Raw genomic sequence first — 20,179 nt, forward strand, 5'->3', positions numbered from 1 at the left:
CTTGCCGGCGCATACACCTTTCGTAGCATAAAGCTTTTCCGTTACGTACCAGAGACATCAGCTATGCTAATCTCATCTCAGCGTCGAGCATCCACAAGTTGCTGAAATATCAACCTTGTCATGCAATGCGGTGATCAGGTTGTCTCCTTCGCAGTGTTCAGCCGGGATGCAAGACGGCAACACCAATAACAAGCCAGCAAAGGGAGTTTCAAGATGACCATGATCAAGAAGTCGTTGACAGCGGCGGTCGCGACCGCAGGTCTTGGCCTGATGGGGATCTCCGGTGGCGCCAGCGCCGCGGAGCAGACCTTCGTGACCATCGGCACCGGCGGTGTCACCGGCGTCTACTATCCGGCCGGTGGTGCCATCTGCCGCCTCGTGAATCGTGGCAAGGCGGAACACGGCATTCGTTGCAGCGTCGAGTCCACGGGTGGTTCAGGCTACAACCTGAACAGCATTCGTACCGGTGAGCTGGACATGGGCGTCGCTCAGTCAGATGCCCACTACAACGCCTATGAAGGCGAAGGTGACTTCGCGGACTTCGGCCCCAACAAGGAACTGCGCTCCCTGTTCTCCCTGCACCCGGAACCGTTCACCGTCGTTGCCCGCAAGGACAGTGGCGTGACCGAGTTCGATCAGCTGGAAGGCAAGCGCATGAACATCGGCAACCCGGGTTCCGGTCAGCGCTCCACCATCGACACCCTGCTGTCTTCCCAGGACAAGGATACCAGCGTCTACTCGGTGGCATCCGAGCTCAAGGCTTCTGAGATGTCCTCCGCGCTGTGCGACAACAAGATCGACGGCTACGTCTATGTCGTGGGTCACCCGTCCGGTTCCATCAAGGAAGCCACCACCACCTGTGACGCGACTCTGGTCAACGTCACCGGCGACGCGGTCACCAAGCTGGTCGACGAGAAGCCGTACTTCTCGGTCGCCACCATCCCGGGCGGCATGTATCGCGGCAACGATGACGACGTCACCACCTTCGGGGTGCGCGCCACCATCGTGTCCAGCACCGAAGTGGAAGATCGTGTCGCCTATGAGGTGGTCAAGGCCGTGTTCGACAACTTCGATCAGTTCCAGCGTCTGCACCCGGCCTTCCAGGTGCTGAACAAGGAAGAGATGGTCAGTGCATCGCTGACAGCTCCGCTGCACGATGGCGCCAAGCAGTACTACAAGGAAGCGGGCCTGCTGAGCGAGTGATGCGGTTGACTCGCTTGCCTGTCGCAGGCTGACCAGGCTTCACCACGGAGACCGCACATGTTGCGGTCTCCGTGCTTGTGCAGGAACCGTTGTAAAGACCTCACCTTCGTGACTCGTCGTCCTCATGAGTCGCAGCTCCTGCATGGCCAATGGATGGCTGCCGCCGGCGGGTCTGGTGATACAGCAAGGCGCATGATCCATCCCTGTCGGTCTGAGCGGTGAGCAGGTGGGAAAGGTGGTACCCCGAGCGTCGCTCGGCGCTGAGTCAGGAAATATCGTCCTGATTCAGCCAATTAATGGAAACATCCGTCAGGCCGGACATACTGAAGATGTAACCTGCTTGATAAGCATGTGGCTGTGCAGCGTCATCCTGGGTCGGGAACATGGCGGGTAGACGTAGATGCCGTTTCCTGATGATGCCTGCCAGTCATCGCCTGACTCGCGTTGATCGGATCATAAAAAATGACCAAAACTCAATCTTCACCGCCGTCCTCTGCGCCTGGCGCCGAGACGGATCATGATGCAGAAGTGCAGAAGATGCTCGAATCGGAGGTCGGCGGGCGTCATCCGGAAGGCTTCGTGGGGCGCCATTTCATGTGGTTGATCCCGCTTGCCTGGTCTCTTTTCCAGCTCTATCACGCCTCGCCCTTGTCGCTGCTGAACTCCGACACCGCGCGAGCCGTCCATCTCTGCTTCGCCATCTCGCTGGCGTTCGTGGCTTATCCCGCTTACAAGGGCGCGCCCGCCAATCGTATTCCTCTATATGACTGGGCGTTGGCGATATTCGCCGTGGCAGGCGTGGCCTACGTGCTCATCTTCAGTGACGAACTGGCGCGACGAGCGGGTGCCTATACCACGACGGACCTCGTGTTCTCGGGCATCGGCCTCCTGTTGCTGCTGGAAGCGACCCGTCGCGCGCTCGGGCCGCCGCTTGCGGTCGTCGCCACCGTCTTCCTGCTCTACAGTCTGTTTGGCGCCTACATGCCCGATGTCATCGCGCATGCCGGGGCCAGTCTCAACAAGCTTCTCGGGCATCAGTGGCTGACCACGGAAGGGGTTTTCGGTGTCGCGCTGGGTGTCTCCACCGACTTCGTCTTCCTGTTCGTGCTGTTCGGCGCCTTGCTTGAACGCGCCGGTGCCGGCAACTACTTCATCCGCATGGCCTTCTCGATGCTCGGTCACATGCGCGGCGGACCGGCCAAGGCTGCCGTGGTGGCGTCTGGCCTGTCGGGGATCATTTCCGGCTCTTCCATCGCCAACGTCGTGACCACCGGGACCTTCACCATCCCGTTGATGAAGAAGGTCGGCTTCCCTGGCACCAAGGCAGGCGCCGTCGAGGTGGCAGCCTCCACCAACGGCCAGCTGACACCTCCGATCATGGGCGCTGCCGCCTTCCTGATGGTGGAATATGTCGGCATCCCCTATCTGGATGTCATCAAGCATGCCTTGTTGCCTGCACTGATCTCCTATATCGCGCTGATCTACATCGTGCACCTGGAGGCGTGCAAGGCCGGCATGGAAGGCCTCAAGCGGACTCACAAGACCAGCCTGATGGCTTCGATGCTGACCTTCCTGACCGTCTTCATCGGCATGGGCGTGCTCACGCTGGTGGTCTATTACGGTATCGGCTGGATCAAGGGTCTGGCGGGTGATGGTGCGATCTATATCGTGCTGCCGCTGCTGCTGGCGTCCTATGTCGGCCTGATCGCTTATTCCGCCTGCTTCCCTCCGCTGGAGGAAGGGGACATCGATGAATTGCCGCCGGTGGGTCCGACGGTCAAGGTCGGTCTCTATTTCCTGCTGCCGGTCGTGGTGCTGGTGTGGTGTCTGACCGTCGAGCGCATGTCGCCGGGGCTTTCCGCCTTCTGGGCGGTGCTGTTCATGATCTTCATCACCGTGACCCAGCGCCCATTGGTCGCGATCTTCCGCAAGGAAGGCAATCTGGGGGGGGCAACCCAGCGTGGCGGTGAGGACCTGTTCCATGGTCTGGTCATCGGTGCCAAGAACATGATCGGGATCGGTGTCGCCACGGCGGCGGCCGGTATCGTGGTCGGTACCGTGACCCTGACCGGGCTCGGGCTCAAGATGACGGCATTCGTCGAGTTCATCTCGGCAGGCAACCTGATGCTGATCCTGATCTTCACTGCCGTGATCAGTCTGATTCTGGGCATGGGGCTTCCCACCACGGCCAACTACATCGTGGTCTCCACGCTGATGGCGCCGGTCATCGTCAATCTGGGCGCCGAGAACGGCCTGATCGTGCCGCTGATCGCCGTGCACCTGTTCGTGTTCTACTTCGGGATACTGGCAGATGACACGCCACCGGTGGGTCTGGCCGCCTTCGCGGCGGCGGCCATCGCCAAGTCAGACCCGATCAAGACCGGTATCCAGGGCTTCACCTATGACATCCGCACCGCGATCCTGCCCTTCATGTTCATCTTCAACACCAACCTGTTGCTGATGAACATCGATAGCTATTGGCATCTGGCGATCACCATCGCCTCGGCGGTCGCGGCGATGCTGGTCTTCGCGGCGGCCACGCAAGGTTATTGGCTGACGCGTACCCGCTGGTACGAGACCATCGGTCTTCTGCTGATCACCTTCACGTTGTTCCGTCCGGGCTATTGGTGGGACATGGTCTATCCGCCAGTCATCATGGCGGCTCCGCAGCAGATCGAGACCCTGATGGAGGAGGCGCCGGTCGATAGCAAGCTGCCGATTCATGTGTCAGGGATCAATCTGGATGGCGATGAGGTCTCCAAGACCGTGCTGCTGCCGGTGTCGGATGCCGACAGTGGCGAAGCGCGCCTGAGCGATGTCGGTCTGACGCTGGATATCAGCGACAAGCAGGTGCTGGTCAGCATGGTGGAATACGGTAGCGTGGCACAGCAGGCCGGTATCGATTTCGATTTCACCATCGATGGCATCCAGCAGACCGCTGAACGTCCACCGAAGGAAATCGCGATGCTGCCAGCCATCGTGCTGTTGTGGTTGATCGGCTGGTTGCAGGTGCGCCGTCGCCGTCGCGAAAGCGTCACTGCCTGATGCTTCGAGGTCTGAACGATCGAGACCCGTGACGTTGTGCACTCGCCAATGAAAAACCGCCCCTGACATCGTCAGGGGCGGTTTTTTTCATCTGTCCTTCCGCAGCGCTCCTGCTGACGATCTGCGGCAGGGGATGTCTGGCAAATGAAAAGTGGAGAGAGTCCAGTGGCTGCGTGCTCATGGCTGCACGAGATGCTCGGCCGGAAGGCCGGCAACATGGCCCGTGACAGATAGCAGATGAGAGTGCGGCCAGCATAGCCGGGGACAGATTATGCGCCTGCGTTGCGTGACCTGTCAGCACCCTGTGCGTGAAATCGAGCGCCAAATTGAAACATCTTCGACATATTCGGCGTGATAGCTTCAAAGGGCACACCCCAACGGAAGGCATGTCGCCAATGGTAAGAGTCGAGAAGCAGTCCCGTCGTCTGTACGTCCTCGATACCAACGTGCTGATACACGACCCCTCCGCCATCTTCCAGTTTGACGAGCACGATGTCGTCATTCCGATGACGGTGCTGGAGGAGCTGGACAAGCACAAGAATGGCCACAAGGAAATTGCCCACACTGCTCGCCAGATCAGTCGCACCCTGTCTGATCTCACCGCCGACATCACACCACAGGAGATTCTGCGCGGTATTCCACTGCCGGGCTCGTTGAATGGCGCCGGCAATCTTCATTTTCTCTCCGGTAGCATCGATCAGAGCGAGGCAAGCGCCGACAACCGCATTCTTGCCGAGACACGCAGTCTCGCGGCGCGCAGTCAGGATGCATCTGTCATCCTGGTGACCAAGGACATCAATCTGCGCATCAAGGCAGCGGCACTGGGCATGGCCGTCGAGGACTATCTGACGGATCGCGCCTTCAGTGACAGCGATGCCATGATCGAGGGCGTGAAGCTCTATCACGAGGCTGGGCCTGACGGTCAGGGCGTATGGGATGACCTGCAAGTGGATGTCACCGTCAGTCGCGAGAATCATCGCACCTTCTACACCCTCGCCGGCCAGATGCCCAAGGACTGGTATCCGGGAATGTTGATCGCGGATTGTGATCGTGGTGCCAGCTTCGAGGCCATCGTGCGCGAGCTGGACAATGATCACGCCTGCCTTGAGGTATTGCAGGATTTCCGCAACGAGCGTAGCGCCTGGGGCGTCAATGCCCATGACAGTCGCCAGAATTTCGCGCTCAATCTGTTGATGGATGAGAGCGTCGACATGGTCTCGATTGCCGGGAGTGCCGGGACAGGCAAGACCTACATGACCCTGGCGGCGGCATTTGAGCAGACTCTGGAGAAGAAACGCTTCGAACGTATCATCTTCACGCGTGCGCCGATCGCCATGGGGGAAGAGATCGGCTTTCTCCCCGGGACCGAGGAAGAGAAGATGTCGCCGTGGATGGGCGCCTTCCACGACAACATGGACAACCTGCTGCGCAAGGAAGGCGAAGGCACCAGCGCGTGGAACGAGGAGGCCACCCGTGCCTGGATTGGCAACCGTGTCCAGATACGCTCGCCGTCCTTCATGCGTGGGCGAACCCTCAGCGATACCTTTCTGATCATCGATGAAGCCCAGAACCTGACACCGAAACAATTGAAAGGGCTGTTGACCCGGGCTGGTGCCAACACCAAGGTCGTGCTGCTGGGCAATGTCGGGCAGATCGATACGCCCTATCTGACGGCCAATACCTGTGGTCTCGCGGTGGCAGTGCAACGCTTCGCCAATTGGCCGCATGCCGGTCACGTCACGCTCAAGTGTGTCGAGCGTTCGCGTCTGGCACTGGTGGCGGAAGAACTGCTGTAGATTTCTCGACAATGGTGAGCATGGTGTGATGAGAGTCATGAGGTGCGGGAACGCGCCACCCTCAAAACGAAGCGCCACCCCTGAGGGTGGCGTCTTTCATTGGTGTGAGTGTTGCAGGAACATCAACACACAAAGGGAGGAAGCGGCGCGAAGGCCAGGCGCTCCTTGAGCAACTTGTTTTCATGCGTGATCTGGCTCAGCTGTGCCTCCAGACGGGATTTTTCCGCCATGGACTGCTCCAGCTGAGAGCGCAGATCCTTGAGCTCCACATCACGCTGCTGTCGTAGCGTGGTTTCCTCGAAGCGACGACGTTCCTCTTCCTGAAGCAACTTCCGCTGCTCCGCCGTCTGGGCATCCAGGCGTTCCACGCGCTTCTCGAGCTGCTCGTGGCGGCGGCGATGCTGCTTGTCCAGCTCCTGCTTCTCCAGGCGCGCATCATCGAGCAGCTTCATTAGGCGCGTCTCACTGGCCTCGTGACGAGACTCTTCCTGCGCCAGGCGCTCCTTGAATTCGCTTTCCTGTTGCTGCACCAGCTGCTGATGACGCTCATGGTCATGCTCGCGTGTCCGCTCGAGTGCGGTGACATCTTCCTGGGCAAGCGTCAGGCGCTTCTCGAGCTTCTCCTGCAATTGCTGCCATTGTTCGCGCTCACTGGTCAAGGTCGCCAGTGTCTGCACGCGCTCCTCGAGACGCGCCTGTACTCCCGCTAGTTGCTCCGTGAGTGCGCTGAGCCGCTGCTCCGCATCCTCTGCGCGCCGCTGTGACTGCGCCTCGGCCTCACGGGCTGCCTCGGCTTGGCGGTCAGCTTCCTGCCGATAGTGCGCCAGGCTCTCGTTAGCCAGAGACTGGGCTTCACTCCATACCGTGGCCAGTGTCTCCGTCAGACTATCCGGCATCGCCTGGGTCAGAGGCTCATCACGTTTCTCGGCGCGACGTTGGCGCCATTCGCGCAGATGATCGCTGATGGTGGTGAAGCTGCCGGTCCCCAGCACTTCCCGAATCTTCTGCACGCTGGGCGCTTCACCACGTGCCATCAAGGATTCTATCGCTCGTTGTACATCCTCGTACTGGACGCCAATGCGCGCCATGGGAATCTCCGTCCGTATTCTGAAGTTGATGCTCAGCGGCCATTACGCCACGAAGTGACGTTCACTACCACTCCATTGGTCAGGATTCTGCGTGATATGCACAAGAAATCTTCCCTGTGCTCTCGCGGGCTCCCCTTTAGGCAGGCTTCTGACCGCTTAGCGTCATTGTAGCGGCTCGTCTGCTTGGAATAAAGATAATTACATATTACGTAATACGTAATTTACGTTACCATCGATGGCCATAATTCATGATTACGCGCCTTATCTTGAATTATCATGGGCGTAACGTCACAATCAGCCCCCAGGCAACGCGACAGGAGTCGAGACAGTGGAGAAGGGCGCACACGGTGGCATGGCCGCGTTGATCGGCCGCCTTGAGGGCGAGCTGGCCAATACCGCCAGCACTGCAGCCGTCACGCAGAGTGGCAATGCTGCACTCATCAAGGCGCAGACGGACATTGAGGCCGTGGCGGCGTGGCTCAATGAATATCGCCACAGCCCGCAGACCCTGCGCGCCTATCGCAAGGAAGCAGAGCGTCTGCTTCTGTGGCTAAGGGCGGAAGGTGAGCAGGGGAGAGGCGCCGCCCTGGCAAGTCTGGATCGTGAGCGGCTCGAGCACTTCGAGGCCTTTCTGGCCAATCCTCAGCCAGCGGAGGTCTGGATTGGCAGTGTGCGTTCCCGCAGGCACCCCGAGTGGCGACCCTTTCGCGGTCCGCTGGCTCCGGCCAGCCGCCGCCAGAGTCTGGTGATCCTGCAGGGGCTTTATGCCTGGTTGATCGAGGCCGGCTATCTGGCGCGCAATCCTTTCCGGCTGATGCGTGACAAGCGGCGCATGGACAATCGCACGCTGCGCATCGAGCGCTATCTCGAGCGTCCGCTATGGGATTGGTTGTGGGGGCGTATCGAGGCGCGCTGTGATGCGGTGCATTGTCACGTACCGACAGCCGGCAGCGCCTCTCTCGAGCGCGAGGTGTCGCGGGAGCGATTCATCGCGGAGCGCCAGCGGTTTCTGTTCGCGTTTGCCTACCTGATGGCGCCGCGTATCGCCGAGATGGCCGCCGCGAGAATGGGGGATATCATCAAGCGGGAAGGCCAGTGGTGGTGGCGAGTGATAGGCAAGGGCGCCAAGCTGGCCGAGATCCCGCTGCCGCCCCCGATGCTCGAGGCCCTGGTGCGCTGGCGACGCCTGCGTGGACTGAGTGACTTGCCACAGGCACTGCCCGCTGATGAGTCACTGCCTCTGCTCGCGCGGTTGGATGGCACGAACCCTCTGGGCGACAATCAGCTCTACCGGTTGATCAAGCAGACGTTTACCCAGGCCGCCCACGACATGCGCCAGCGAACGGAGCACCCCGGCGACGCCAGCGAGCTGATGGCACGCACGCTCGACCAGGCAAGCCCGCACTGGCTGCGTCACACCGCCATTACCCATCAGGCGCAAGCCGGGGTAGAGCTGCGTTTCCTGTCTCGCTCCGCCAGACACTCACGGCTGGATACCACCTCTCGCTACCTGCATGCCGAAGACGGCGAGTGGCAGCAGCAGATGGCAAGGCACTCGCTGGCGACGACGACGGCTACCCCTGAGGAGGAGGTGTGACTGCTGGCATGGCGCCAAGCCTCACGCCTCCCGTGCGTCCGTCGGAGTCAGGCGTTATCATGGCCGACAGCATATTTTCAGACACTCTTCAGTGACATCATCGGGAGTCAGCATGAGCGACGCGCAACAAGCCCAGGCGGAACTGGTCGAGGAATTCAGCTTCTTCGACAATTGGATGGACCGCTATCAGTACATCATCGACATGGGCAAGGCGCTGCCGGAGTACCCGGAAGAGTTGAAGGGGCCTGAGACCAAGATCGACGGCTGCCAGTCCAACGTCTGGATTCATCCTGACGTACGTGGTGAAGGCAGCGAGCAGCGTCTGCACTTCCAGGCCACCTCGGATGCGGCCATCGTGGCAGGCCTGATCGCTGTGGTGCTGCGCATCTACAACGACCGGACGCCGCAGGAAATCGTCGCCACTCAGCCGACCTTCCTCGCTGAGCTTGGCCTCGACAAGCACCTGTCGCCGACACGCTCCAATGGTCTGCATGCAATGCTCAAGCGCATATACGGTGTTGCCGAGCTGCACACCAACGCCTGACGCCTGGCGAGAAAAGAGGCCTGACGATAACCAAGACGCCCGCCATGCCGATCGAGACATCTCGATCGGCATGGCGGGCGTCTTTGGCATTGCGATTGTCATTGCCATGACGCGCTGACTGGACCCAGCGGGAGGTTCGCAGTGTCGTCACAGGCTCAGCGGTGCTCCTTGACCTCCAGCACATGCGTCATGGCCTGTTGCTGACCATCCCAGACGTAGCGCAGGTGGGGGCCCTGGATGGGGATGCTGACCGCCGGTGGACGCAGGATGGCCGCGCATTCGGCATCGGGCTCAACCTTGGCATGGCGGACGCTGGGGTAGAGCAGACCATGACTGCCGGTATCTCTCATCTTCGCCGCGAAAGCCTGGCCGGCCGGGTAGCTGGCCGTGTCCGGCTGGCATAGCTCGGCGTATCCCTGGCGAATGTCGTGCAAGGGTTGCGTCACGCGATTGACGTAACTGCGCATCGTCATTTCCTGGCTGGGTTGCGCGGTATCAGCCAGAAAGCGTGCCATGTGAAAGCGGGTTTCGCTGATGGCGGTGTCCAGGCTACTGGCGCAGTAGTAGACGCCGAAGCTGCCATCGGTGAAACGTGATGCGCGCCCGATGTGAGTGAAGGCCGCCATCACCGGTGTGGAGCCCGGCCCGCTGATGCGATCCTCGGGTGCGACACGGTTAAGATCGCCGGCCTCCTCGCGCAGACGATCATTGGTCAGCGCCTCGATGGCGAAGGCCATCTCCAGCTCATCAGGCTCGAGAATATCCTCGAACACCGAGATGGGCGGGAAGGCGCTGGAGATGACGCGCCAGGCGTTCTGCCAGTCAGGCAGTGTCAGGGCAGGTTGGGGCAGGGCGCTCATGCTCATCCACGCACTCCGTCGAGATAACGACGGGTGTCGGCCAGTGACACCACCTGCCCGGCCAGCATGTAGTCAAGCGCGCTCTGCCCATTGAAGGGAGCGGCACGATTGGGGCGGCGCACCCATTCATGGGCCATTTCAGGCGTGTTGCTGAACAGGATGCGCAACGCCTTGTGAATCCCCATCACATAGGAAATCCGCTCCAGGGTGTCATTGGGCAGGCGGACTTCCGGCAGCTTGCGGTACTTGTGATAGGTGGTGGTGCCGATGCCGCCGAGCAGCACGCGTTGATCGGCAGCGCTGCATTGCCATTTCTCCATGATGTTGAAGAAGGACTTGAGGGCAACGCGACCCGCGCTGGGGCTGGTCGGGGACACACGATCGACGGCGGTTGCGGTGGACATGGCGCTCTCCTGCTGACTGACGATGGCATCGCACATGACGCCTTTCACATGTGAAGTATATCACGACTTCACTTCACATGCGTAAATCAGCTCGCAGGAGCGTGCGACACCATCAGGGCGTGGGGCCTGAGTCGCGGTCATTGCCCGCGCAGCAGTCTGACGATGACTCCTTGCGTGGTGGCACGGGGTCCACTCCTCCGGGGCCACCGAGGGGATGACAGCGTGACAGGCGTCTGGCTGTCAGCCAGCACCCCTTGAGCGGCCCATGCACCTTGATGGCCTCGAGGCCATAACTGGAGCAGCTGGGATAGAAGCGACAACGCGGCCCCAGCAGCGGGCTGAGCACCAGCTGATAGCCGCGCAGCAGGCCGGTGAGCAGGCGCGTCATGCCAGCCGTCATAGCGCGCGACAGCGAGCCGCGAGCAGGGCGGGAATCGGGGTTTCGTTGACCTGACCTAGGCGTTGCCATACAGCGTGTCGGGATCAATGATCGGTGCATCGGTGATCTCTGCGCCTTCGGCGTCAAGGCGCCAGTAGAAGCAGCTCTTGCGTCCGGTATGGCAGGCAGGGCCGGTCTGATCGACCTTGACCAGCAGGGTGTCACCGTCGCAGTCAAGGTGGGTGCTGACCAGATGCTGCTGCTGACCGGAGCTTTCGCCCTTGCGCCACAGCTTGCTGCGCGAGCGCGAGAAGTAGCACACGCGTCCCGTGGTCAGCGTCTCGCGCAACGCCTCGGCATTCATCCACGCCATCATCAGTATCTCGCCGCTGTCATGCTGCTGGGCGATGGCAGGAATCAACCCGTCGCCATTCCACGGCAGGGCAGCCATCAGGTTGTCCAGCGCGACCTTCTCGCCGACGTCGGCATTTTCCAGCGACTTGAGCAGTCCATCCTGTGCCATTGAATCCATATCCTTGCAGAAGCTGTATCGAAGACTGGCCCCGCCGCGACGTTCACTGCGCAGGTTGCAGCGTTTCGGTTCGGAGGCCAGATCTCAAGAAGTCTCAGTGTAACAAGCCGCGACTCAGCGGCGCAGACCGCCACGGGCGCTACGCCAGATCAGCGAGACCAGATAGGCGATCCCCGCCACCAGTACGATGGTGGCACCGGCAGGCAGATCGAACTGCCAGGAAAGCGCCAGACCACCGGTGGTGAAGGCCATGGCCGCCAGACTCGCGATCACGATCATCATGCCCAGTGAGCGCGCATGATGGCCGGCTAGCGCGGCTGGCAGTGACAGCAATGCCAGCACCATGATCAGCCCGACGGCCTGCAGCAACAGCACCACGGTAATGGCGACCAGCACCAGCAACAGCAGATAGAGCGTCTTGACCGGCACTCCTCGCAGGCGAGCGAACTCTTCATCGAAGATCACGGCCGTCAGTGGACGGTGCACGACCAGCAGCACCAGTGCCAGCCCGCCCACCATCCAGGCCAGGGTGCCGATGGCGTCTGCGGGCACCAGCAGCAGATTGCCGAACAGATAGCTCATCAGATCGACCTTGTAGCCCGGTGTCTGACTGATGAAGAGGATGCCGGTGGCCATGCCGATGGCCCACAGCGCACCGATGACGGTGTCTTCCTGATCAAACCCCTTGAGGCTGATATAGCCGATCAGCAATGCCGCGAGGATGGCACTGATGAACGCACCGACGAGCGGGCTGGCCCCCATGAAGTAGGCGATCCCCATGCCGGCAAGCACCGTGTGGGCGATGCCGCCTGCCAGATAGCCGATGCGGCGTACCACGACATAGGGGCCGACCAGGCCCGCCGCGAGGCTTGCCAACAGGCCGGCGAAGAGGGCGTTCTGAAGAAAGTCCTGGCTGCCCAGGGCGGTGATGAAATTCATGTGTTGTAAGCCTAGAGCGCGGGGCAGGCGCCGTGAAAGAAATGAAACCCGCCAGGCAGCCTGTCACGGGCCACCGTATCAATGATGGTGATGAATCATCTGGACGTGTTCACCGTAGAGCCGCTCGATCGATTCGGCGGTCAGCGTCTCGGTGTCATGGACGATCATCTTGCGGTTGAGGCAGGCCACCCGGTCGACATAATCACTGATGAAGCCGAGATCATGACTGATCACCACGACGCTCATGCGATTGGCCAGCCGATTGAACAGCTCGAACAATGAACGCTCACCATCGCTGTCGACGCTCGCGGTGGGCTCATCCAGCAACAGCAATTGCGGCTCGGCCGCCAGTGCCCGGGCTATCAGGACACGCTGCAGCTGACCGCCGGAGAGGGCATCGATATGCCGACGGCGCAGATGACCGATACCGACTTCCTCCAGCACCGCACCGATCGCCTCACGATCCGCGCGCGGCCAGGGGCCCCATTGACGCTTGCGTCCCTGGCGTCCCATCAGCACGACGTCTTCCACCCGGATCGGAAAGCGCTTCACGAAATTGGCGAACTGTGGCACATAGCCGATATGGCGTGCGGCAGATTGGGGAGTGCGCCCCAGCACTCGGACACACCCAGCTGCCGGCTTGTGAAGGCCAAGCACCAGCTTGAGCAAGGTGCTCTTGCCGCCTCCATTGGGCCCGATCAGCCCCACGATCTCGCGGGCGCCGACCTGGAAGTCGACATCGTCGAGAATGACCTGCTCACCATAACGAAAGGTCACGCCGCGAATATCGATGGCATCCGGTGCATCCGCCGGGACCGGGCGAAATACCGGACCGACACTGCGCCCGGTGGCTGGTGCATCCGGATGGCTGTCCGGGCGCCGGCGCGCGACGGAGATGGGGCTGGCCATGACGAGAGGTACCTCTTTGCAACGCAGACGGGCGCGTGAGCGCCCGTCTGACTTTTTTATGGGGCAGAGCATTGTGCAAGATCGTGCCGCATGCGCAATACCTGGCCAGAAATTACTAACTGTCGGTCCGCTCGAAGCCTGCTTTCAGTGCTTCGGTGGCACGCTTGAGATTCTCGAGATAGTCCTCGGCCAACGGGTCCAGCACGGCGACTTCGGCATCCAGCGAGCTGGCGATGCGCTTGGCGGCCGTCTGGGAGAATTGTCCCGAGACGAAGATGGTGCCGATGTTCTCATCCTTGGCACGTGTGACCAGAGTGGCCATCTCGCGTGGTGTAGGCTCACGACCACTGACTTCAATGGCATGCTGCGCGAGTGAGTAGCGATCCGCGAAGTAGCCGAAGCTGGGGTGGAAGATCAGGAAGTTGCGACCCTTGTAAGGTGCCAGCGCCTGCGCGATCTGCGTGTCCAGCGTATTCAGGGTCTTGAGCAGCCGCTGCTCATTGGCATCGATTTCACCAGCATGTTCAGGCAGCTGGGCTTCCAATACCTTGGCAGTGCGCTCGACGACGGTCTGCATTCGCTGCGGATCCAGCCAGAGATGAGGGTCGGCTTCGCCGAGGTCTTCATGCTCATCATGGCCCGCGTGCTCGTCATGATCCGCGTGGTCTTCATGGCCATGCTCGTCATGATCTGCGTGGCCTTCATGGCCGTGCTCGTCATGCTCTGCATGGTCTGCGTGGTCTTCATGCTCATCATGACCCGCGTGCTCGTCATGGCCGGAGCCGTGATCATGATGATGAGCGTCTTCACTGCCGAAATGGCGCGTGTTGAGACCCTCTTCCAGATGCACGACCTGCATCTCGGCATTGTTCTTCTCGAGACGCGGCAACCAGACCTGCTCGAAGGGTACGCCGATGGCGAGATAGAGGGGAACCGTCGACAACTCGGCCACCTGGCGAGGGGTCGGATCATAGGTGTGCGGGCTGTTGCCCGGTTTGACCAGTGTCGTGATCTCGACATGATCCCCGGCCAGCTGATCGACCATCCACTCGATGGGCGGCACGCTGACGGCGACATGCAGTGGCGCACTGTCTTCGGCTTGCGCGTTGGGGGCTGCCAGAACGGCAAGCGCACCCAGCACGCTCAACGGCAGGCTACGCGCAGCCCGCGAACCCAGCGTGCGCTGGATCCGGGACAGCAGCTTTTCGCAGAACACTTGGCGAGAGGCCAGGGGAGAGCCCGCATGCATACTCATGACACCACTTCCTTTGCTAGTGATCACGGCATGATGCGGGCAAGGCGTGCCGAAGATCGACACGCCAGGACCACCATCAGCCGCGGTTGAACGAGAGACGCTGGCCGTTGGCCACCGGGTTGACGGTCTTGCCGTCATAGGCTTTCACGCCATTGACGAAGGTCGCATCGATGCGTGCCTTGAAGGTCACGCCATCGAAGGGGCTCCAGCCACACTTGTAGAGCACGTTGTCACGGGTGACGCTGGTCTCGCCATTCAGGTCGACCAGCACGAGATCCGCGAACGCCCCTTCACGGATATAGCCGCGATCGACGATGGAGAAGCGATCCGCGACGTTGTGGCTGGTCTTCTGTACCAGGGTTTCCAGGTCATAGATGCCGTCCTGAACCTGATCCAGCAGTGACAGCAGGGCATGCTGCACCAGCGGCAGACCGGAAGGCGCCTTGAAGTAGGGGTTCTGCTTCTCTTCCCAGGTATGCGGCGCGTGGTCAGTGGCAATGATGTCGATGCGACCATCCATCACGGCGGCACGCAGGGCGGCACGGTCTTCGGCGGTCTTCACGGCCGGGTTGCACTTGATCAGGCTGCCACGCGTGTCGTAATCGGCATCGCTGAACCACAGGTGATGCGCGCAGACCTCTGCGGTGATCTGCTTGCCAGCCATCGGGCCCGGCTTGAACAGCGCCATCTCTTCAGCGGTGGTCAGGTGCAGGACATGCAGCTGGGTGCCGTTGCGAGTGGCCAGGTCGATCGCCAGGCGTGAGCTCTTGATGCAGGCCTCGCGAGAACGGATCAGACCGTGCTCGGAGAAGGGCACGTCTTCCCCGAAACGCTCACGCCAGCGCGCCTCGTTCTCCAGAATCATCGGAGTGTCTTCGCAATGCGTGACGATGGGCGTCGGAGCATGCTTGAAGATACCTTCGAGAATCTCCGGATCATCGACCAGCATGTTGCCGGTCGAGGCACCCATGAAGATCTTGATGCCGCAGGTCTGATTCGGATCCAGCGTCTTGATCGCTTCCAGGTTGTCGTTGCTGGCACCCAGATAGAAGGCGTGGTTGGCATGCGCACGGCCGGCCGCCACGGCAAACTTGGCCTCCAGCGCATCGCTGTCCAGGGTTGCCGGCTTGACGTTGGGCATGTCGAAGAAGGTCGTGATGCCCCCGGCGACGGCGGCGGCCGACTCGGTGGCGATATTGCCCTTGGCGGTCAGGCCGGGCTCACGGAAATGCACCTGATCATCAATCATGCCCGGCAGCAGATGGCGGCCGGCAGCATCGATCACTTCACGCGCGTCCAGATGTGAGAGATCACTGCCGATGGCATGGATACGCCCGTCCTTGATGCCCACATCCAGAGTGGAAATGGTGCCTTCATTGACGACCTGTGCCTGCGAAATGCGGATGTCCAGCATGTGACGTCCTCCGTGGGAAGCAAATGTTATATCGTATCAAAAGCGCTCGCAAGCGCCATTCACTGAGCGGTTTCTACCATGTCAGCGACCTGAGAGGCGCATTTCTGGCAACGCCCCTCAAGTTCGACAGTCTGGCGTTCGATCGTGAAACCATGGCGATCTGCACTGGAGAGAAGGCGAGTGCCAAGATCATCGTCGTGCATCTCCTCGACTCTCCCGCAACCACGGCAGATCAGCAGCTGGAAACCGTGCTGATGCTCGGGACAGTGGCAGGCAAGGAAGGCATTGAGCGATTCGATGCGATGGACTAGGCCTTGTTCGATCAGGAAATCCAGCGCGCGATAGATCGTGGGCGGGCGGGCGGCACCGTGTTCCTTGGCAAGCTGATCCAAAAGGTCGTATGCCTTGAGTGCGCCATGACTGTTGGCGATCAATTCCAGCACACGTCGCCGGATCGGGGTGAAACGCACGCCACGCTTCAGGCATTGGCGTTCAGCCTGGTCGATCAGCGAAAGTTGCTCGGGCATGAAGAATCCTGGGTGTCGGGAATTCTGAGGATCGAGAATCCGGGATGACGAGAGGCCAGTGACACGTTGAGAGTGAATCAGATCAGCGTGTTACCTCAATGAACAGACTCTTATTCTAGGGCATTTGGGCGGTCTCGGGCCATATGCAGACTCAGGCTTGTCAGATAGCGGCAAGGTAGAGTGTTGTCACTGCACAACAAAGACATGTTATAACATAACAATAACGAGCGTGATTTCCCTCTTGCCTACCCACCGAGGCGCTTACCATGCACTCGATCACTCCGATCACTCCGATCACTCCGATCACTTCTCATGACACACCATCGGCTTCCCGGCCTGCGAAGGGCGGCAGGTTGGCCCAGTCAGCTGTCACGGCGAGCGGTTCGAAAGATTCGGCAACACCACACTGGCACATCGGCGAGAAGGCGCTGGATCTCGGGGAGATCTTTCGTCCGGAGGTGACGCTGGCCGTGATGCAGCGCCGCATCGATGCGGCATTGAAAATGGCGGTCAAGGCTCAGTCCTCGGGTGCCTACCCGCTGCGGATGCGCTGGCGCGGGCCTATCAATGACCTGCGTGAGGCGCTGGAGCGCTACCTACCCGCACCGGATGCCGGGGCTGCGCTGATAGAGGATATCTATGTGCTGGGAGAGGCCATCGGCGAGCTGTTCGACGTGCAGGATATCGGCATGCGGCTGGAAATGACCCAGAGCGCCATGTGCCCACGCTTTCATGTGGATCGCATTCCGGTCCGGTTGGTGACGACCTATGAGGGTCCCGGAACGCAATGGTTGCCGGAGCAGGCCGCCGATCGCCTGGCTCTGGGGCATGGCGTTGCCGGACACCGGGACATCTGTCGGGACCCGGAACAGATTCGGGAGCTGCGCCCGGGAAGCCTGGCCTTGCTCAAGGGAGAATGCTGGCCCGGCAATGAGGGGCATGGTCTGATCCATCGCTCGCCAGTCGTGCCGACCGGTAGCCGCCTGATGCTGAGCATGGACCCCGGTTGAGGGTCTCGTCCCGCGAACGCAAACGCCCCGTGACACTCGCGTGTCACGGGGCGTTGTTCTCTGCGGTCACGCCATCATTCAGGAATGGGGGCCATTCCGACGTTGGCCACGTCTTCCTTGCTGCGCGCGAAGTGCTTGCGGGCGAAGGCTACCCGTTCCGCGACAGGCACGCCATCGGGTTGACGTTCGATCAGCTCGAGACGCTTGCGCAGTCCTTCGCCATTGGCCATCTGGATGGCGAGGCCCGGTCGGGCATTGAGCTCGAGCAGCATCGGGCCATGGCGCCGGTCAAGCACCATGTCCGTGCCCAGATAGCCCAGTCCCGTCATCTCGTAACAGCCCGAGGCCAATTCGAGCAGGGTATCCCACTGGGGTACCTTGAGCGAGAAGATGTCATGTCCCGTATCGGGGTGGGCGAACTGCGGGCGATCATACTGCACGCCGCGCACGGCCCAGCCTGACCCGATATCCAGCCCGACACCGACCGCCCCCTGATGGAGGTTGGCCTTGCCATCCGAGGCTGCCGTCGACAGGCGCATCATCGCCATCACGGGATAGCCCTTGAAGACGATGACCCGAATGTCGGGAACGCCTTCATAGGTGAACTCGGCGAAGGCCTGATCGAAGGAAATCAAGCCTTCGACCAGCGCCACATCCGGTGAGCCGCCCAGCGAATAAAGTCCTGACAGGATGTTGGAGACGTGGCGCTCCATGTCGGCACGCGTGATGCGCGCGCCGCTGGGCTTCACATACTCTTCGCCATCATGGTGCTCGATGACGAGGATCCCCTTGCCGCCAGAGCCCTTGGCCGGCTTGATCACGAAACCTGCGTGATCGCGCACCATGTCGACGACCCGCTCGACCTCGAACTGGCTGGTGACCTTGCCGATCATCTCCGGCGAGGCCAGACCGTACTTCTGACACAGCAGCTTGGTCTGCAGCTTGTCATCCACCAGCGGGTAGAGGCGGCGGTCGTTGTACTTCGAGATATAGCCGATGTTGCGGCGATTCATGCCGACAACCCCCCGGGCACGCAGGGCGCCCGGTGTGGTCCAGTTGCGCGACCAGCGATTCATCCATGACGCGAGCATCTCAATCCTCCGTCAGCGGCTTGAAGCGACGCAATTCCAGCAGACGATAGCCGGTGTAATTGCCCAGCAGCAGGATGAAGGCCATCAGCACCAGCTGCAGACCCAGGAAGTTGAAGGTCAGGTGGCGCACCCACGGATTGTTCATCGCCAGATAGGCCAGCACGGCGGTCAGAAGGCTACCGCCACCTTGCTTGAGGACTTCCTTGGGGCCTTCCTCTTCCCAGAGGATCGACATGCGCTCGACGGTCCAGGACAGGATGATCATCGGGAAGAAGGTGATGGTCAGGCCGGCATTGAGGCCGAAGCGATAGGCGAGTACCGAGAAGATCGAGATGATCGCGATCACCGTGATGATCACCACCGAGACCCTGGCGACAAGCAACAGGTTGAGCCGCGAAAGGTAGCTGCGAATCACGAGCCCGGTGGCGACGATGAGCAGGAAACCGATCAAGCCGGTGATCAGGCTGGTCTGGATGAAGGCGAGGGCGATCAACACCGGCATGAAGGTACCGGAAGTCTTCAGGCCCACGAGCACTCGCAGCAGCACGACGACCAGTGCGCCGATCGGGATCAGCAGAATGGTCTTGAACAGGGCCTGCTCTTCCAGCGGCAGCGAGTGGATCGAGAAGTTGAGCAGCTCGTCATTGGCCAGCTTGTTGCGAACCGCGACGGCGGCCGGTTCGTTGTGGCGAATCATCGAGAAGCTGACGCGGGAATTGACGCCACCTTCCACTTCCAGCATCGGGGCACCGCGGCCTTCCCACAGCAGCAGGTTGTCAGGCTCACCTTGCTTGCCGGTCTCGGGGTTGATCAGCACCCAGTCAGTGTTGAGCTTCTCACCCTCGGGGGAGTCGATCTCGACAGCCTGATTGCTGTCAGGTGTCTCGGCGAAGACCTGCAGCCAGGAGCTCACGTTCTGGCGACGGCGTCCGTCTTCCAGGCTCAAGCCACTGACCAGGCGTGCGCTCACGCCCGCTTCATTGAGCAGACGCAGCATCAGCACCGGACGCTGGAACTGGGTCAGCAGCAGACGCGCGTTCTCACCCTGACGCTGATTGTCGAACTGCTTGATCAGTTCACGGGCGAAGGTGAAGGAGTCGGCGCTGCGGGTGCGCGCCTGCTCGATCACCTGAGCGGCAGCCGTATCATAGGGACGTTCCCAGGACACTTCCTGAGGCGCCGGCAGGCGCTTGATGGCAGCAGGCGTCGCGTTGTCGGACTCCAGCATGGTCACGGTGTAATACAGCAGCTGGGAGCCAGCGGCCTCACGGATCGACCATTCAGCACGACGGCCCGGCAGATCATCTAGGTACGACAACCCGAAGCCGGAGGAGGCCGTGTTCTCGGTCAGGACGCTATAGCCTTTCTGATTTTCCGGAAGCGCCAACGATGCCTTGACCGGACCGCCCGTTGCCGTGAAGGCGACCTGGGCCTCGATATCCCAGACTTTCTGTTGTGCACCCGGCACCCAGGGCACATCGAAGGAAATATGGCGGTAGGCGGTCAGGCCCACGCCAATCAGCATCAGCAGGCCGACCAGCAGGTAAAAGGAGAAACGCGACATGGGAGTCCTTGAGTATTATGCA

Annotated in this window: 18 protein-coding genes; 6 read left to right on the forward strand and 12 right to left on the reverse strand. The window is 61.0% G+C overall.

What is annotated here, in order from left to right; translation table 11 throughout:
- Positions 1-219: 219 nt before the first annotated feature.
- From BOH68_RS08190 to BOH68_RS08200, 3 genes are all read left to right on the forward strand, one after another.
- Complete coding sequence (locus tag BOH68_RS08190) at positions 220-1,203, forward strand: TAXI family TRAP transporter solute-binding subunit (protein WP_217622094.1); 984 nt, start codon at positions 220-222, stop codon at positions 1,201-1,203.
- Between the two features lie 462 nt (positions 1,204-1,665).
- Complete coding sequence (locus BOH68_RS08195; RefSeq protein ID WP_077376421.1) at positions 1,666-4,248, forward strand: TRAP transporter permease; 2,583 nt, start codon at positions 1,666-1,668, stop codon at positions 4,246-4,248.
- Positions 4,249-4,643: 395 nt separating this feature from the next.
- Positions 4,644-6,044: a PhoH family protein gene (locus tag BOH68_RS08200; RefSeq protein ID WP_077376418.1), complete on the forward strand. Its 1,401-nt coding sequence runs from the start codon at positions 4,644-4,646 to the stop codon at positions 6,042-6,044.
- A gap of 122 nt (positions 6,045-6,166) precedes the next feature.
- Here BOH68_RS08200 and BOH68_RS08205 read toward each other — a convergent pair whose 3' ends face one another.
- Entirely contained in the window at positions 6,167-7,132 is a 966-nt protein-coding gene (locus tag BOH68_RS08205) for a DNA-binding protein (RefSeq protein ID WP_077376415.1), read from the reverse strand.
- A 328-nt stretch (positions 7,133-7,460) separates the two neighbouring features.
- On the opposite strand from BOH68_RS08205, the gene BOH68_RS08210 reads away from it, so the two are divergent.
- Together BOH68_RS08210 and BOH68_RS08215 are read left to right on the forward strand one after the other, a co-directional pair.
- The gene (locus BOH68_RS08210; protein ID WP_258038266.1) at positions 7,461-8,729 is read left to right on the forward strand and encodes a tyrosine-type recombinase/integrase; all 1,269 of its coding nucleotides are present in this window, start codon (positions 7,461-7,463) and stop codon (positions 8,727-8,729) included.
- Between the two features lie 112 nt (positions 8,730-8,841).
- The gene (locus BOH68_RS08215) at positions 8,842-9,273 is read left to right on the forward strand and encodes a SufE family protein (protein WP_077376412.1); all 432 of its coding nucleotides are present in this window, start codon (positions 8,842-8,844) and stop codon (positions 9,271-9,273) included.
- Between the two features lie 155 nt (positions 9,274-9,428).
- On the opposite strand, the gene BOH68_RS08220 is transcribed toward BOH68_RS08215, so the two are convergent.
- The 9 genes from BOH68_RS08220 to BOH68_RS08260 form a co-directional block, all read right to left on the reverse strand.
- On the reverse strand, positions 9,429-10,139 hold the full coding sequence (locus BOH68_RS08220) for an RES family NAD+ phosphorylase (RefSeq protein WP_258038265.1): 711 nt from the start codon (positions 10,137-10,139) through the stop codon (positions 9,429-9,431).
- Complete coding sequence (locus tag BOH68_RS08225; protein WP_077377345.1) at positions 10,136-10,537, reverse strand: MbcA/ParS/Xre antitoxin family protein; 402 nt, start codon at positions 10,535-10,537, stop codon at positions 10,136-10,138. The genes BOH68_RS08220 and BOH68_RS08225 overlap by 4 nt, the downstream gene beginning before the upstream one ends.
- A gap of 112 nt (positions 10,538-10,649) precedes the next feature.
- A complete protein-coding gene (yidD, locus tag BOH68_RS08230; protein ID WP_205632688.1) occupies positions 10,650-10,925 on the reverse strand; it encodes a membrane protein insertion efficiency factor YidD in 276 nt (91 codons plus the stop codon).
- Between the two features lie 67 nt (positions 10,926-10,992).
- The gene (gene hisI, locus BOH68_RS08235; RefSeq protein WP_374700414.1) at positions 10,993-11,439 is read right to left on the reverse strand and encodes a phosphoribosyl-AMP cyclohydrolase; all 447 of its coding nucleotides are present in this window, start codon (positions 11,437-11,439) and stop codon (positions 10,993-10,995) included.
- 123 nt (positions 11,440-11,562) lie between these two features.
- A complete protein-coding gene (locus tag BOH68_RS08240; RefSeq protein WP_077376406.1) occupies positions 11,563-12,387 on the reverse strand; it encodes a metal ABC transporter permease in 825 nt (274 codons plus the stop codon).
- 78 nt (positions 12,388-12,465) lie between these two features.
- Positions 12,466-13,296, reverse strand: coding sequence for a metal ABC transporter ATP-binding protein (locus BOH68_RS08245; protein WP_077376403.1), 831 nt, complete (start codon positions 13,294-13,296; stop codon positions 12,466-12,468).
- A 115-nt stretch (positions 13,297-13,411) separates the two neighbouring features.
- Positions 13,412-14,551 carry a metal ABC transporter solute-binding protein, Zn/Mn family gene (locus tag BOH68_RS08250; RefSeq protein ID WP_170877423.1) on the reverse strand — a complete coding sequence of 380 codons (1,140 nt, stop codon included), beginning with the start codon at positions 14,549-14,551 and terminating at the stop codon, positions 13,412-13,414.
- 76 nt (positions 14,552-14,627) lie between these two features.
- On the reverse strand, positions 14,628-15,965 hold the full coding sequence (locus tag BOH68_RS08255) for a dihydroorotase (RefSeq protein ID WP_077376398.1): 1,338 nt from the start codon (positions 15,963-15,965) through the stop codon (positions 14,628-14,630).
- Between the two features lie 59 nt (positions 15,966-16,024).
- Positions 16,025-16,492: a Fur family transcriptional regulator gene (locus BOH68_RS08260; protein WP_077376395.1), complete on the reverse strand. Its 468-nt coding sequence runs from the start codon at positions 16,490-16,492 to the stop codon at positions 16,025-16,027.
- 353 nt (positions 16,493-16,845) lie between these two features.
- Here BOH68_RS08260 and BOH68_RS08265 point away from each other — a divergent pair, with 353 nt between their 5' ends.
- On the forward strand, positions 16,846-17,502 hold the full coding sequence (locus BOH68_RS08265; RefSeq protein WP_258038264.1) for a DUF1826 domain-containing protein: 657 nt from the start codon (positions 16,846-16,848) through the stop codon (positions 17,500-17,502).
- A gap of 74 nt (positions 17,503-17,576) precedes the next feature.
- Here BOH68_RS08265 and BOH68_RS08270 read toward each other — a convergent pair whose 3' ends face one another.
- Together BOH68_RS08270 and BOH68_RS08275 are read right to left on the reverse strand one after the other, a co-directional pair.
- Entirely contained in the window at positions 17,577-18,593 is a 1,017-nt protein-coding gene (locus tag BOH68_RS08270; RefSeq protein ID WP_258038263.1) for an alpha-L-glutamate ligase-like protein, read from the reverse strand.
- A gap of 1 nt (position 18,594) precedes the next feature.
- A complete protein-coding gene (locus tag BOH68_RS08275; protein WP_077376389.1) occupies positions 18,595-20,157 on the reverse strand; it encodes an inactive transglutaminase family protein in 1,563 nt (520 codons plus the stop codon).
- Positions 20,158-20,179: the final 22 nt, after the last annotated feature.

The organism is Cobetia sp. MM1IDA2H-1, assembly GCF_002916775.2.
Classification (GTDB): Bacteria; Pseudomonadota; Gammaproteobacteria; order Pseudomonadales; family Halomonadaceae; genus Cobetia; species Cobetia marina.

Coding starts and splice junctions, on each gene's coding strand:
- BOH68_RS08260 (WP_077376395.1), bottom strand. CDS start 16,492: ATGCCCGAGCAACTTTCGCTGATCGACCAGGCTGAACGCCAATGCCTG.
- BOH68_RS08190 (WP_217622094.1), top strand. CDS start 220: ATGATCAAGAAGTCGTTGACAGCGGCGGTCGCGACCGCAGGTCTTGGC.
- BOH68_RS08220 (WP_258038265.1), bottom strand. CDS start 10,139: ATGAGCATGAGCGCCCTGCCCCAACCTGCCCTGACACTGCCTGACTGG.
- BOH68_RS08275 (WP_077376389.1), bottom strand. CDS start 20,157: ATGTCGCGTTTCTCCTTTTACCTGCTGGTCGGCCTGCTGATGCTGATT.
- BOH68_RS08215 (WP_077376412.1), top strand. CDS start 8,842: ATGAGCGACGCGCAACAAGCCCAGGCGGAACTGGTCGAGGAATTCAGC.
- BOH68_RS08240 (WP_077376406.1), bottom strand. CDS start 12,387: ATGAATTTCATCACCGCCCTGGGCAGCCAGGACTTTCTTCAGAACGCC.
- BOH68_RS08270 (WP_258038263.1), bottom strand. CDS start 18,593: ATGCTCGCGTCATGGATGAATCGCTGGTCGCGCAACTGGACCACACCG.
- BOH68_RS08250 (WP_170877423.1), bottom strand. CDS start 14,551: ATGAGTATGCATGCGGGCTCTCCCCTGGCCTCTCGCCAAGTGTTCTGC.
- yidD (WP_205632688.1), bottom strand. CDS start 10,925: ATGACGCGCCTGCTCACCGGCCTGCTGCGCGGCTATCAGCTGGTGCTC.
- BOH68_RS08200 (WP_077376418.1), top strand. CDS start 4,644: ATGGTAAGAGTCGAGAAGCAGTCCCGTCGTCTGTACGTCCTCGATACC.
- hisI (WP_374700414.1), bottom strand. CDS start 11,439: ATGGCACAGGATGGACTGCTCAAGTCGCTGGAAAATGCCGACGTCGGC.
- BOH68_RS08225 (WP_077377345.1), bottom strand. CDS start 10,537: ATGTCCACCGCAACCGCCGTCGATCGTGTGTCCCCGACCAGCCCCAGC.
- BOH68_RS08245 (WP_077376403.1), bottom strand. CDS start 13,296: ATGGCCAGCCCCATCTCCGTCGCGCGCCGGCGCCCGGACAGCCATCCG.
- BOH68_RS08255 (WP_077376398.1), bottom strand. CDS start 15,965: ATGCTGGACATCCGCATTTCGCAGGCACAGGTCGTCAATGAAGGCACC.
- BOH68_RS08205 (WP_077376415.1), bottom strand. CDS start 7,132: ATGGCGCGCATTGGCGTCCAGTACGAGGATGTACAACGAGCGATAGAA.
- BOH68_RS08195 (WP_077376421.1), top strand. CDS start 1,666: ATGACCAAAACTCAATCTTCACCGCCGTCCTCTGCGCCTGGCGCCGAG.